Raw genomic sequence first — 12653 nt, 5'->3', positions numbered from 1 at the left:
CCCCCAGCACCGCCGAGGGCGGCCCGGGTTGGCGGGGCGCCTGCTTGGGCGGTTGGCCCGTGCGGGTGGGTCAGCGGCGGGGGAGGTCGGTGGCGCGGACGTGGGTGCGGAGCCAGTCGACCAGCGGGGCGAAGTCGCGCCAGGAACGCCGGACGCGCTCCAGCACCTCGGGCGTGTGGACCCACGGCTCGGGGTCGTGGCGGCGGCCGGCGTACAGGGACTTGTGACGCAGCAGGTCGATGCGGGGATGGTCGGCCGGGTAGTCGCGGGGCCGGGTCTTGAGCCGGTCGCCGGCGACCTCGTAGCCACCGGCCCGGAGGGTCTCCACGACGGTCTCGAGCGGCTTGCCCGACAGCGGCTCGGCGACGGCGGCGCGGTAGCGGGCGAGCTGGTCGGCGGCCTGGGAGTAGATGCCACCGGCGACGAAGAGCCCGGCGGCGCTGATCTCGACGTAGAGCCCGATGGCGGGCATCAGGTCGACGAAGGCGCCCTGATGCGTCTTGTAGGGCGTCTTGTCCTTGGCGAACCGGACATCACGGTAGGGCCGGAACAGGTGCGCCTCGCCGAACTCGGGCCCCAGCTCCTCCACCAGGGCCAGCATCGGCGCCCGCACGGCCTCGTCGTAGAGCGCCTTGTGCCTGGTGAAGTATGTCTTCGAATTGTCCGCCTCAAGCCCCTCGTAGAAGACGAACGCCTCGTCGGGGAAACCCGTGAAACCCATGTAGCCCAGCCTGCCATGCCGCACCGACATGTTCACCGCCGCCGTAGCTGCTCGTACCTTCTGCCGGGCCGTAGCCGGTCGCCGTACAGCTCGGTCACCGTCACGAACGAGTAGCCGCGGTGGCCGAGCGTGTCCAGCAGCCTGGGCACCGCCTTGACCGTCGTCGGGTGGATGTCGTGCATCAGCACGATGGACCCGGGCCGCACCTGGGCGCCGCGTTTGGCGACGAGGGCGGGCACCCGGTCACGCCAGTCGAAGGTGTCGACGTTCCACAGGATCTGCGCCAGCCCGCGCCGCCGGGTCTGCTCGGCCACGGCGCGGTCGGTGGCGCCGTACGGCGGCCGCATCACCCGCATCCGCACTCCGGTGAGCCGTCGCACCAGGTCGCCGGTGTGCCCGATCTCGTAGGCGAGCCGCTGCCCGGACAGCCCGGTGAGCATCGGGTGGCTCCAGGAGTGGTTGCCGAGTTCGTGCCCCTCCGCCACGATCCGGCGTACGGTCGCGGCCCCGTGCGCGGCGGCGACCATCTGCCCCACGACGAAGAACGTGGCCTTGGCGCCCTTCTCCCGCAGCATGTCGAGCAGCTTGCCGGTGTGGTCGCCGGGCCCGTCGTCGAAGGTGAGGGCCACGCACTTGGCCTGCCCGCAGTCGGGCTCCCGGGGCCAGGCGGGCTGCATCGCCTCCAGCCGCTTGACCAGTGCTTCGGGGGCCACCACCGGCGACGGCGGCGCGGGGACGATCTGCCCGGCAGGGGGGACGGCATCGCATCCCGCGCCCGCCGGAAGAGCCAACAAGGCCAGCAAAACCACGCAAGCCCGCATACGTCCCCCCGAAACCCCCGGAACGGAGGGTTACGGATATTCCTGGGCCGGATCCCCCCGCAAGTCCTTGGCCAGGTCGTCCCACCAGGATGGGATATCAGCCTGAAGTTCCTGGTAGCGACGCGCCACCCTTATGGCACATCCAGCCGGATCGGTGCCCAGATGGCGACGTTTCACCGCTCCTTCCTGCCAGCGGTAAAACCCATCTCTATAGCGCACGACCAATCCGATCCACACAGAGATGGTCGAGTCATCCCCGACGTCGTAGGCGTTGGCCACGCCCAGGCCCTGCAGCTCCGCCTGAAGCTTCTCGGTCGCCGCACGGGACTCACTCACGCGCCACCCCCTGCCGACGATCCGCCGCACACCATGAGGTGTACCCAGCAACACGCTTCAGCCGTCATCAAGGACATGGAGCAATCTTGACTGCTCACCTCCCCGCAGGGAGGCGATTCCGGCTACGCCGCCGATCGGCGGAGCCGGCGGTCACTGGTCGCCCATCTCCCGGGGTTCGGCCACGACCATGACGAACCTGAGCTCCCGATCACCCTGGTTGGCGTAGCGATGGGCGCGGTCGGCGGTGAAGAGCACCGCGCCGTCGGCTCCGATCACGTGGCTGCGGCCGTGGACGGTCAGCGTCAGCTCGCCGTCGAGCACGGTCAGCATCTCGCGGGTGCCCGCCGGGTGCGCGTCGCCGTCGTGGTGCTCGCCGGGCGCCAGCCGCCAGTCCCACAGCTCCAGGATCATCGGCGAGTCGGCGCCCACGAGCAGCTTGGCCCGCACGTCGCCCTGATGGAAGGTGACCACGTCGGCCGGGTCGACGACCCGGACCACCGGCACGTCGCTCACCTCGACCAGCCTGGCCACGGTCACGCCCAGCGCCGAGGCGATCCGGGTCAGCGTGGACACGCTCGGGTTGGTCCGGCCCTGCTCGACCTGGACGAGCATGCCCCGGCTGACGCCGGACCTGGCGGCGAGCGCGTCGAGCGTGAGCCCCCGGTGGGTGCGCTGGGCGCGCACGTTGGTGGCGATCGCCTGGTTGATCATCGCGGGATCCTGCACGAGTGCAGTGTAGTGGAAAGGATTTGCACTCTGGTGCACCCTATGTGTTGTACTGGGCGTCCACTCCATTGAACTATCCGGGAGGCATGACGTGACCGCGGTGATCCTGGCGACCGCCTGCGCGATGGTGTACGGCACGGCCGACTTCTTCGGCGGGCTCGCCACGCGGCGCTCGCGCGTGCTGTCCGTCGTCGCACTCTCCCAGCTCGCGGGCCTGGCGCTCATCCTCGCGCTGCTGCCGGTCCTGCCCGGCCTGCTCAGCGGCGGCGCGCTGGCCTGGGGACTGGCCGCGGGACTGTCGGGGGCGGCGGGCCTGGTCCTGTTCTACCGCGCGCTGGCCACCGGCGTGATGTCCGTGGTGGCGCCCACGACCGCGGTCACCTCCGCGGCCCTGCCCGTGGCGTTCGGGTTCGCCCGAGGTGAGCGTCCGGAGGTCCTGGCGCTGGTGGGGGTGGTGCTGGGGCTCGGCTCGGTGCTGCTCGTCAGCCAGGACCGGACGGCGGGCAGGCCCGCCTCGACCGCTTCGGTGCCTACCGCGCTGGCGGCCGGCGCCGGGTTCGGCGGGTTCTTCATCCTGCTGGCCATGGCCCCGGACGAGGCCGGGCTCTGGCCGCTGGTGGGCGCCCGGGCGTCGTCGATCTCGCTGGTGGTCCTGCTCGCCCTGGCGATGAGGCGGACGCTGCGGCCCTCCGCCGGTTCGCTGCCCGTCATCGCCGCCGCCGGGGTGCTCGACATGGCGGCCAACGTGCTCTACCTGCTGGCCAAGCAGCACGGCCTGCTCAGCCTGGTGGCGGTGCTCGTCTCGCTCTACCCGGCGAGCACGCTCCTGCTGGCCAGACAGGTGCTCGGGGAGCGATTGCACGCGGTCCAGGTGGCCGGCGTCGCATGCGCGCTGGGTGCGGTCGCGCTCATAGCCGTTGCGTAGGAGCCAAGCGCTTGTTACGTTTCGGCCGTGCCTCCCGACCGGGCCCCCTCCTCCGGTGAGCCGTCGCAGCACGTGGCAGTGCCGTACGGCTCCGATGAGGGTTTCCTCGATCTGGCCGTGCCGCGCATCCGGCGGGCACTGGCCGACGGCAGGCGGGTGCTGGTCGTCACCCGGCCCGCGCGGCTGTCCCTGCTGGCCGAGGCGCTGGACGGCGAGCTGCGCGACGTCGACTGCCGCGACTCCGGCTCCTGGTACGACCATCCGCAGCGCACGCTGGCCACCTGCTACGACTACGCGCACGGCAGGCGCACGCTGCTGGTGGGCGAACCGGTCTGGACGGGACTCGGCGAGATCGAGACCCGCGAGTGGATCCGCTACGAGTCGGTGTTCAACACCGCGCTGTCGGGCGTCACGACCGACGCGCTGTGCTTCTACGACGTGCGTACGGTGCCGGCGAACGTGATGCGTTACGCGGCGATGACCCACCCTCTGGTCTTCGGCCCGAACGGCGAGCGGCCCAGCCCGCACTTCGTCAGCCCGGACGAGCTGGTGCTGAACGGCGACCGCGGCCCGCTCCCGGAGCCCACCGGCCGGGTGCGCACGGTGCGCTTCACCGCCGACCGGCTCACCGAGCTCAGGCGCACGGTGGCCGGCTACGCCGAAGCCGCCGGCATGGACCGCGACCTGACCGCCTCACTGGTGCTGAGCGTGTCGGAGATCGCCGCGAACAGCATCGAGCACGGCCCCGGCCACGGCCTGGTCAGGATGTGGACGAGCGGCGAGGGCGTCGTCTGCGAGATCAGCGACCCCGGCGGGCCCCTGGAGGACCCGTTGCCCGGCTACATACCACCAGAGCCCGAATCCCTGCGGGGATACGGGCTCTGGATCAGTCGTCAGCTCTGCGACCTCGTCGAACTCCGGGCCGACGACGGCATGCTCCGGGTCCGCCTGCACATGCGCCTGCGGGCCTGACCGTCAGGCCGCGCGCTGGGCCGGCAGCCGGACGGCGCCTTCCTCGCGCACGTAGTCCTCGAGCATCCCCCGGAGCTGGCGGCGGCCCCGGTGCAGCCTGGACATGACGGTGCCGATGGGCGTGCCCATCCGGTCGGCGATCTCCTTGTACGGGAATCCCTCGACGTCGGCCAGGTAGACGGCCATCCGGAAGTCCTCCGGCAGCGAACGCAGCGCGTTCATCACGACGTTGTCGGGCAGCCGGTCGAGCGCCTCGTTCTCGGCCGAGCGCAGCCCGGTCGAGGTGTGCGACTCGGCGGCGTGCAGCTGCCAGTCCTCGATGTCCTCGGCGGCCGACAGCTTGGGAGAGCGCTGCTTCTTGCGGTAGTCGTTGATGAAGTTGTTGGTCAGGATCCGGTGCAGCCAGGCCTTGAGGTTGGTGCCTTCGCGGAACTGGTGGTAGGAGGTGTAGGCCTTGGCCACGGTCTCCTGCACGAGGTCCTCGGCGTCGGCGGTGTTGCGGGTCAGGCGCATGGCGGAGGCGAACAGCTGCGACGTCACGGGCACGACGTCGCGCTCGAACCAGTCCTGACGCTGCTCATCGGTCATGGTGATCAATTCATTCCCCCTTGCGCTATCCCCCGTCGGCATCAGCCGTCTGACAGCGATTCCATGCTCGCAGGCCCCCCGTAAGGGCCGCGTTAGGGCTTCCGCACTGGTCAGCGGGGTGAACAGTCCATCTGCTCGCGGCGTGCGTCATCACGTCCACGGCCGGACAGATTTCATAATCATAACACTATCCCCTCAATTTTCAGCAAAGTGTGGTCAGCCTCACATGGGATAGCGTATGGACCATGGAATTTCTGGACCGGCATGACTCGGGGACGCGGTCGTGGGTGGCGGAGGCCATCCGCAGGGTGGAGGCCGACGCCAACCGTAGTTGCGATACTCACCTGCACGTCTTTCCGCTGCCCTCGCACTGGGGGGTAAACCTCTACCTGAAAGACGAGTCGGTGCACCCCACCGGTTCACTGAAGCACCGCCTGGCTCGCTCGCTCTTCCTCTACGGCCTGGCGAACGGCTGGATCGGCCCCCGCACCACGGTCGTCGAGGCGTCCAGCGGCTCCACGGCGGTGAGCGAGGCGTACTTCGCGAGGCTGCTCGGCCTGCCGTTCATCGCGGTCATGCCGGCGTCCACGTCGCCGGAGAAGATCCACCTGATCGAGTTCTACGGCGGCAAGTGCCACCTCGTCACCGACCCTGGAACGATCTACGACGAGTCCCACCGGCTGGCGGCCGAGACCGGCGGCCACTTCATGGACCAGTTCACCTACGCCGAACGGGCCACCGACTGGCGCGGCAACAACAACATCGCCGAATCGATCTACAACCAGATGGCCATGGAGCCGCACCCGGAGCCGGCCTGGATCGTGGTGGGCGCGGGCACCGGCGGCACCTCCTCGACCATCGGCCGCTACATCCGCTACCGATGTCACGCCACCCGCCTGGCGGTCGTCGACCCCGAGGGCTCGGCGTTCTACCCGAGCTGGGTGTCGGGCGACGACTCGGTCACCGCGCCGGGCTCGCGCATCGAGGGCATCGGACGCCCGCGCGTCGAGCCGTCGTTCCAGCCGACGGTGATCGACCGGATGGTCGCCGTGCCCGACGCCCGCTCGATCGCCGCCATGCACTGGGTGCGCGAGGTCACCGGCCGCGACGTCGGCGGCTCCACCGGCACCAACGTGGCGGCCTGCGTGGAGCTCATCAGGGAGATGCGCGAGGCCGGCGAGCGGGGCAGCGTCGTCACCCTCATCTGCGACAGCGGCGACCGCTACCGGGGCACCTACGGCGACCCGGGGTGGCTGGCCGGCCAGGGCCTGGACATCGAGCCCCACCTGGCCGACCTGCGGGCATTCCTGCCGATCTGATCAAGCGTGCCGTTCAGGCCGTTCAGGCCGCTCAGGCCTTGGCCGGATCCACGCCGAAGAACCCGGCCACGTCGTTGAGCATCGAGTGGGCGCCCTGGATGCCCACGGCGCTCATCCACGTCAGGTCGCTGACCTCGTGCTTCTCGCCCTTGAGCTTGCCCCACAGCGGGTTGCCGGTGAACTTGGCCTTGGGGCCGTCGGCCGACGGGTCCGGGTAGGTGGCGACGAAGATGCGGTCGGCGTCCACGTCCGCGATCCGCTCCTCGCTGATCTCCACCATGATCGTCTCCGTGGTGCTGGGCTGACCCTCCGGGCGGGGGAAGCCGATGTCCTTCAGGACCAGGCCGGAGTAGGAGTTCTCCACGTAGAGCCGGGCGGTGGGCTCACCGGCGAACCGCACGACCGAGACCGTCGGCAGCTCGCCCTCCTTCTTCTTGATCGAGGCGCCGATCGTGCCGGCGCGGTCCTCGTACTCCTTGATCCTGGCGTCGGCGAGGTCCTCCTTGCCGAGCGCCTGGCCCATGAGGCGGAGGTTGTCCTTCCAGATGGCGCCGGTCGTCTCGCTGAAGACGGTGGGGGCGATCTTGGACAGCTTGTCGTACAGGGCCTCGTGGCGGACCTTGGCCGAGACGATCAGGTCGGGCTTGAGCGCCATGACCTTCTCCAGGCTCGGCTGCTCCAGCGTGCCGACCGAGGTGGCCTCCTTGCCGTACTGCACGAGGACCGGGCCCAGGTAGTCGGGCAGCTTGTCGTCGATGGCCCGGTAGGTGGTGTAGCCGACCACGGGCGTCTCCAGCGTGAGCACCGCGTCGACGAAGCTCTGGTCGAGCGCGACGACCCGCTTGGGCTGGGCAGGGATGACGGTCTCGCCCATCGCGTGCTTGATGGTGCGGAACGGCGCGGCGGCCTTCTCCGCGGTGGTCCCGGGCCCGCTCTGCGTGGTGGCCGCAGGCTCGCTCGAACCGCAGGCGGCCAGCCCGGCCACCAGTACGGCGCCCACCAACACGCGCAACGATCTCATCGGAACCCTTTCGACGATCAAGTAAGGCCACCCTTAATTAGGTTAGCCCTGCCTAAGCTGGCATACTTCTGCAGGTTCGGGCAAATTCGGAGGAGGACGGTTGAGTGCGACCGCCGTGGCGCCGCGCCTGCACGGCATCCGTCACCGGCGTCTCGTCGTCCTCGGCACCCTGCTGGCCGCCCTGGTCGCGGGCGTGGTGCTGAGCATCACGATCGGCTCCAAGGCCGTGCCGCCGCTCGACGCCTGGCACGCGCTCACCGCCCCGACCGGCACCGAGAGCGACATCATCATCCGCTCCCTGCGCATCCCCAGGACCGCGCTCGGCGTGCTGTCCGGGCTGGCGCTCGGCGTCGCCGGCGCGCTCATGCAGGGCCACACCCGCAACCCGCTGGCCGACCCCGGCCTGCTCGGCGTCACCCAGGGCGCGGCGTTCGCGATGGTCGCCTCGATCATGTGGCTGGGCGCCTCCAGCCTGCTCGCCTTCATCTGGTTCGGCCTGGCCGGTGCGCTCGTCGCCAGCGTCGGCGTGTTCGCGCTCGGCATGGTCGGCGGCCGGGGCGGCCCGACCCCCGTGACGCTCGCCCTGGCGGGCACCGCCGTCAGCGCCTTCCTGTACGCCCTCACCTCGGCCCTGGTGCTGCTGGACGAGCAGGCGATGGACGTCTTCCGGTTCTGGCAGGCGGGCTCGATCGCCGCGCGCGGCCCCGACGTGGTGTGGCAGGTGCTGCCGTTCATCGCGGCCGGGCTGGTGCTGGCCATGGTCAACGCGCCCGGCCTGAACGCGCTGTCGCTCGGCGAGGACGTCGCCCGCAGCCTCGGCCAGAACATCGCCCTGACCCGCACGGTCGGCGTCGCCGCCGTCACGCTGCTGTCCGGCGCCTCCGTGGCGGCCTGCGGGGCGCTCGCCTTCGTCGGCCTCATCGTGCCGCACCTGGCCAGACCGCTGTCGGGCACCGACCACCGCTGGCTGCTGCCGTACTCGGGGCTGATCGGGGCGGCGCTGGTGCTGATCGCCGACGTGATCGGCCGGGTCGTCGCGCCGCCCGGCGAACTGGAGGTCGGCGTGGTGCTCGCGCTGATCGGCGCCCCCTTCTTCGTCGCGCTGGTCCGGCGCAGGAAGCCGGTGCGCCTGTGACGACCGTCCCCCTGCGTCTCGGCCGCCTGTCGTGGCAGGTCAGGCTGCGCGGCGTGGCCGTGACGGTCACGGGCTCGGCGCTGCTCGTCCTGCTCATGGCCCTCAGCATGCGCATCGGCGACATCGAGATGACCGTCGCCCAGGTGCTCGCCGCCACCTTCGACCCGGCAGACGCCGGCCACTTCGTCATCATGGAACTGCGCCTGCCCCGCGCGCTGACGGGGGCGCTGGTCGGCGCCGCGCTCGCGCTGTCCGGCGCGATCATCCAGTCGATCGCGCGCAACCCGCTGGCCAGCCCGGAGATCCTCGGCGTCACCAACGGCGCGTCCGTACTGGTCGTGGCCGGGGTGGTGGCCAGCGGCAGCGCCTATGGCGGCACCAGCGGCCTGCTCGCCACCCTCGGCGTCCCCGCGCTCGCCCTGCTCGGCGGCCTGATCGGCGCCGTGATCGTGTACGGGCTCGCCTGGCGGCGCGGGCTGGACGGCTACCGCCTGGTCCTGGTCGGCATCGGCGTCACCGCCGTGTTCACCAACGTGAAGTTCTGGCTGCTCACCGTCGGCGACGTCAACGACACCAGCCGCGCCATGGTGTGGATCAGCGGCTCCCTCCACGGCCGGGGCTGGGAGCACGTCCAGCCCGTGGCCATCGCCCTGGCCCTGCTCGTGCCGCTGGCGCTGACCGGCACCCGGTCGCTGAACGCGCTGCGGTTCGGCGACGACACGGTGACCGCGCTCGGCGTACGCACGAACCGGGCCCGCGCCGCCATGATCCTGGCCGCCGTGCTGCTCGCCGCCGTGGCCACCGCCTCGGCCGGGCCCATCGCGTTCGTGGCGCTGGCCGCCCCGCAGATCGCACTGCGCCTGACCAGGTCGGCCCAGCCGCCGCTGTTGTCGTCGGCGGCCGTGGGCGCGGTGCTCATCACCGCCGCCGACCTGCTCGCCCGTACGCTGTTCGCGCCGGTCGAACTGCCCGTCGGCGTCGTCACCGCCGTCCTCGGCGCCCCGTATCTGATCCACCTCATCTGGAGGTCCAGGAAATGAGGCTCCAGGCCGCCGCCGTCAAGCTCGGCTACGGTGACCGCACCATCGTCGACGGCCTCGACCTCGGCGTCGAGCCGGGCACCGTGACCACGATCATCGGGCCCAACGGGTGCGGCAAGTCCACGCTGCTGCGCGCCCTCGGCCGGCTGCTCAAACCGCAGGGCGGCGAGGTGCTGCTGGACGGCAAGCGCATCGACCGCATCCCCACCCGCGAGGTGGCCAAGGTCCTCGGCGTGCTCCCCCAGGCCCCGACCGCGCCCGAAGGGCTGACCGTCGCCGACCTGGTCGCCCGGGGCAGGCACCCGCACCAGACCTGGTACCGCCAGTGGTCGTCGGACGACGAGTCGGCCGTGGCCGAGGCGCTGGCCATGACCGGCCTGGCCGACCTGGCCGAACGGCCGCTGGACGAGCTGTCGGGCGGGCAGCGGCAGCGGGCGTGGATCTCCATGGCGCTGGCCCAGGGCACCGACCTGCTGCTGCTCGACGAGCCGACGACCTTCCTGGACCTGGCCCACCAGGTGGAGGTGCTGGAGCTGGTCCGGCAACTGCATCACGCGGCCGGGCGGACGATCGTCATGGTCCTGCACGACCTCAACCTGGCCGCCCGCTACGCCGACCGGCTGGTGGCGATGCGCGACGGCCGGGTGATCTCCGCCGGCGCCCCGCACGAGGTGCTCACGGAGGAGCTGCTGCGCGAGGTGTTCGAGCTGGACGCCAAGGTCATCCCGGACCCGGTGGCGGGCACCCCGCTCGTCGTCCCCATCGGCACCCACCGCCGGTCCTGAACCGCGCCCAGCGCCGCTCCTGTGAACATCACCCTTCGGCCAGCGCCCGCGCGATGTCCTCGTCGTCCGGGGCCAGTTCCATGGCCCTGAGCAGGTCCTGTCTGGCCTGCCCGGCCTGGCCCGCCGCCCGGCGCGCCACCGCCCTGTTGAACAGCAGCTCGGCCGTCTCACCGAGCTTCAGCGCCCGGGTCAGGTCGGCGATCGCCCGATGGTGGTCGCCGCGCTCGAAGGCCACCTCGCCGCGCCCCGCCCAGGCGGCCGCCAGTTCGGGATCCGCCTCCAGCGCCGCGTCGTAGGCCGCCAGCGCCTCGGCCGGCCTGCCCTGCGCCGCCTCCACCTGACCCAGCACGGCCAGCAGGTGCGCGTTGCGCGGGTCCGCCGCCAGCCCGCGTTCCGCGTCCGCCCGCGCGGCCTCGTACTCCCCCAGCCCCGCCAGGATCCCGGACCGGTTCACGTACGCCGCCCCGAACCCCGGATCGAGCTCCACCGCCCGGTCCAGGTCGGCACGCGCCCCGTCGAGGTCGCCGGCGGCGAAGCGGATCTCCGCCCGGTTGTAGTACGGCTCGGGGAACGGCGGCCCGAGCCGCATCGCGCTCTCGTAGTCGGCGAGCGCCTCGGCCGTCCGGCCCAGCTTGTGCAGCAGGTTGCCGCGATCCAGGTAGTAGTCCGGGTAGCCGGGATCCATCGCGATCGCCGTGCCGTAGCCGATCAGCGCCTCGTCCGTGCGGCCCGCCTGCGCCATGAGCTGCGCCCGGTTGGCGTGCAGCACCAGCCGGTGGATCGGGTGGGCCGGCGCGAGCTCCCGCTCCCCGAGCGCCACGGCCTCCTCCACCAGCGCCAGCGCCGCCTCGAAGCGGCCCAGCCGCACCTCTACCAGCGCCTTGCCGTTCAGGTCGAAGCCCAGGTGGAAGGCGCGCTCGCGGGGATCGGTGAGGCTGCCCGCCAGCGCGACCGCCCGGTCGATCCACTCCATCGCCTCGCCCGGGTCACGCTTGGCCGGGTCATGGTGCCTGACCAGCAGCATCGCGGTGGCGTACGCGGCGGTGGCGAGGTTCTTCGGGTCGTCGCCCACCCGGCGCGCGAGGTCGAGCAGGTCACGCGCCTCGTCCTCGCGTTCGAGCGCGGCCAGCGCGGTGGTGGTCCGGTGCAGCAGCGTCCACCACTGCGCGCCGCCCTGCGGCAGCGTGGGCAGCAGCGCCGCCCCGGCCTCGGCCATCGCGTGGTGGAAGCCCTCGTTCCGGTAGCGGTCGAGCTCGGGGCCCGGCGTGTAGTGCGGGCCCGGATGCGGCGGTCCCGACTCCTCGCGGACCACGGTGAGCGCCGGCACCCGCCGCTCCAGCACCGTCAGCAACTCGATATCGGTCGGGTCCGCTTCGGCGGTGTTGACCACCCGCAGCTCCAGCGCCCCCGCCGTGTCCAGATGATCGCGTACGAAGTCCGCCAGGCCGTTCGCCAGCCGGAGCGTACGCAGGAGCGCGGGGATGAGGATCCGCTCCTGCTGCGGCAGCCGATCGGCCAGCGTCGAGCGCCTGACCGGCACGTTCAGGGCGGGAGCCACCGCCCTGAGCTCTATGTCGTGCGCGGCGACCAATTCCGGCGCCGCGCCGGGAACCAGCGCCGCGGCCAGCCCGGCCGCCATCGTGTAGGGGCCTTGCAGGCCGCGGTGCGCGTCAAGCGTGATCTTATGCAATTTCCCGTTCCGCCAAGAGAACGGGCCGGCGCATCCACCGCATGCGCCGGCCCTCTGCCATGGAGGAGGTTAGGCCGCGTGCTTCGGAGTCGCCGCTCCGGTCAGCTTGACGGTGCCCGGCTTGTGAACCACAACCTTCTTCATGTGCACTCATTCCAGGTCAAACGAAAAGGACCGCTCAATATCAACACGAAAGCGGTCAAACAACAAGGGATGGCCTGGTAAGCCATATTTCCTAGGGGTGGGGAACTGCTGCTGATTGAGTTCCCAAGAAGCGTCAGCAGTGAAGGGGCCTAAGCGCCACAATCAAGTCGCCCATATCCAGCGCCTGGCAGCCGAGGCGCGCACCCTGACGCACCGCCTGCCCCTCCCCCTCGGCGGTTAGGGCTACCGCTGTGCGGGTGAGTGGTTTCACAAATCCCGCCGCTTGGCGGCGCTGACGAGCCGGCTGGAGCGGGCCTGGCGGTCGTGGCCGTCGACCCGGTCTACGCCTCTCCATGGAGGGCGCAGTACTGGCGACAGCCCCTGACCACGCCCTCCCGCACGCTCCCCGGCATGATGCGGCCAGCATCGC

At 71.2% G+C, this 12653-nt stretch carries 13 protein-coding genes; 6 read left to right on the top strand and 7 right to left on the bottom strand.

What is annotated here, in order from left to right:
* Positions 1-70 precede the first annotated feature (70 nt).
* From ADY59_RS02325 to ADY59_RS02310, 4 genes are all read right to left on the bottom strand, one after another.
* Positions 71-721 carry a DUF2461 domain-containing protein gene (locus ADY59_RS02325; RefSeq protein ID WP_049557021.1) on the bottom strand — a complete coding sequence of 217 codons (651 nt, stop codon included), beginning with the start codon at positions 719-721 and terminating at the stop codon, positions 71-73.
* Positions 722-753: 32 nt separating this feature from the next.
* Entirely contained in the window at positions 754-1512 is a 759-nt protein-coding gene (locus tag ADY59_RS02320) for a polysaccharide deacetylase family protein (protein ID WP_231618497.1), read from the bottom strand.
* A 60-nt stretch (positions 1513-1572) separates the two neighbouring features.
* The gene (locus ADY59_RS02315) at positions 1573-1878 is read right to left on the bottom strand and encodes a hypothetical protein (protein WP_049557019.1); all 306 of its coding nucleotides are present in this window, start codon (positions 1876-1878) and stop codon (positions 1573-1575) included.
* Positions 1879-2028: 150 nt separating this feature from the next.
* Positions 2029-2604, bottom strand: a complete 576-nt coding sequence (locus tag ADY59_RS02310) for a helix-turn-helix domain-containing protein (protein ID WP_049556976.1) — start codon at positions 2602-2604, stop codon at positions 2029-2031.
* Between the two features lie 91 nt (positions 2605-2695).
* On the opposite strand from ADY59_RS02310, the gene ADY59_RS02305 reads away from it, so the two are divergent.
* Positions 2696-3529 (top strand): DMT family transporter, encoded by an 834-nt coding sequence (locus tag ADY59_RS02305; RefSeq protein WP_049556974.1) that lies wholly within the window; start codon positions 2696-2698, stop codon positions 3527-3529.
* Between the two features lie 27 nt (positions 3530-3556).
* Positions 3557-4501, top strand: a complete 945-nt coding sequence (locus ADY59_RS02300) for a sensor histidine kinase (protein ID WP_082309786.1) — start codon at positions 3557-3559, stop codon at positions 4499-4501.
* 3 nt (positions 4502-4504) lie between these two features.
* Here ADY59_RS02300 and ADY59_RS02295 read toward each other — a convergent pair whose 3' ends face one another.
* A complete protein-coding gene (locus ADY59_RS02295; protein WP_231618496.1) occupies positions 4505-5089 on the bottom strand; it encodes a sigma-70 family RNA polymerase sigma factor in 585 nt (194 codons plus the stop codon).
* Between the two features lie 245 nt (positions 5090-5334).
* Here ADY59_RS02295 and ADY59_RS02290 point away from each other — a divergent pair, with 245 nt between their 5' ends.
* On the top strand, positions 5335-6408 hold the full coding sequence (locus ADY59_RS02290; RefSeq protein WP_049556968.1) for a PLP-dependent cysteine synthase family protein: 1074 nt from the start codon (positions 5335-5337) through the stop codon (positions 6406-6408).
* A 31-nt stretch (positions 6409-6439) separates the two neighbouring features.
* Here ADY59_RS02290 and ADY59_RS02285 read toward each other — a convergent pair whose 3' ends face one another.
* Positions 6440-7429, bottom strand: a complete 990-nt coding sequence (locus tag ADY59_RS02285; protein WP_049556966.1) for an ABC transporter substrate-binding protein — start codon at positions 7427-7429, stop codon at positions 6440-6442.
* Between the two features lie 100 nt (positions 7430-7529).
* Here ADY59_RS02285 and ADY59_RS02280 point away from each other — a divergent pair, with 100 nt between their 5' ends.
* The 3 genes from ADY59_RS02280 to ADY59_RS02270 are packed head-to-tail and all read left to right on the top strand — an operon-like array spanning position 7530 to position 10389.
* Positions 7530-8564, top strand: coding sequence for a FecCD family ABC transporter permease (locus tag ADY59_RS02280; protein ID WP_049556965.1), 1035 nt, complete (start codon positions 7530-7532; stop codon positions 8562-8564).
* The gene (locus ADY59_RS02275) at positions 8561-9604 is read left to right on the top strand and encodes a FecCD family ABC transporter permease (protein WP_049556963.1); all 1044 of its coding nucleotides are present in this window, start codon (positions 8561-8563) and stop codon (positions 9602-9604) included. Before ADY59_RS02280 ends, ADY59_RS02275 begins: the two co-directional genes overlap by 4 nt.
* The gene (locus ADY59_RS02270) at positions 9601-10389 is read left to right on the top strand and encodes an ABC transporter ATP-binding protein (protein WP_049556961.1); all 789 of its coding nucleotides are present in this window, start codon (positions 9601-9603) and stop codon (positions 10387-10389) included. Before ADY59_RS02275 ends, ADY59_RS02270 begins: the two co-directional genes overlap by 4 nt.
* A 28-nt stretch (positions 10390-10417) precedes the next feature.
* On the opposite strand, the gene ADY59_RS02265 is transcribed toward ADY59_RS02270, so the two are convergent.
* Positions 10418-12079, bottom strand: a complete 1662-nt coding sequence (locus ADY59_RS02265; protein ID WP_049556958.1) for a tetratricopeptide repeat protein — start codon at positions 12077-12079, stop codon at positions 10418-10420.
* Between the last annotated feature and the right edge of the window lie 574 nt (positions 12080-12653).

It is taken from the genome of Nonomuraea sp. SBT364, assembly GCF_001083785.1.
Classification (GTDB): Bacteria; Actinomycetota; Actinomycetes; order Streptosporangiales; family Streptosporangiaceae; genus Nonomuraea.
The sequence above is the reverse complement of the archived record's forward strand: the minus strand, read 5'-3'. Positions and strand labels throughout refer to the sequence as shown.

Bases quoted from the DNA above. Each gene is read 5' to 3' on its own strand.
- ADY59_RS02325 (WP_049557021.1), bottom strand. From the start codon at position 721: ATGGGTTTCACGGGTTTCCCCGACGAGGCGTTCGTCTTCTACGAGGGG.
- ADY59_RS02295 (WP_231618496.1), bottom strand. From the start codon at position 5,089: ATGACCGATGAGCAGCGTCAGGACTGGTTCGAGCGCGACGTCGTGCCC.
- ADY59_RS02290 (WP_049556968.1), top strand. From the start codon at position 5,335: ATGGAATTTCTGGACCGGCATGACTCGGGGACGCGGTCGTGGGTGGCG.
- ADY59_RS02285 (WP_049556966.1), bottom strand. From the start codon at position 7,429: ATGAGATCGTTGCGCGTGTTGGTGGGCGCCGTACTGGTGGCCGGGCTG.
- ADY59_RS02270 (WP_049556961.1), top strand. From the start codon at position 9,601: ATGAGGCTCCAGGCCGCCGCCGTCAAGCTCGGCTACGGTGACCGCACC.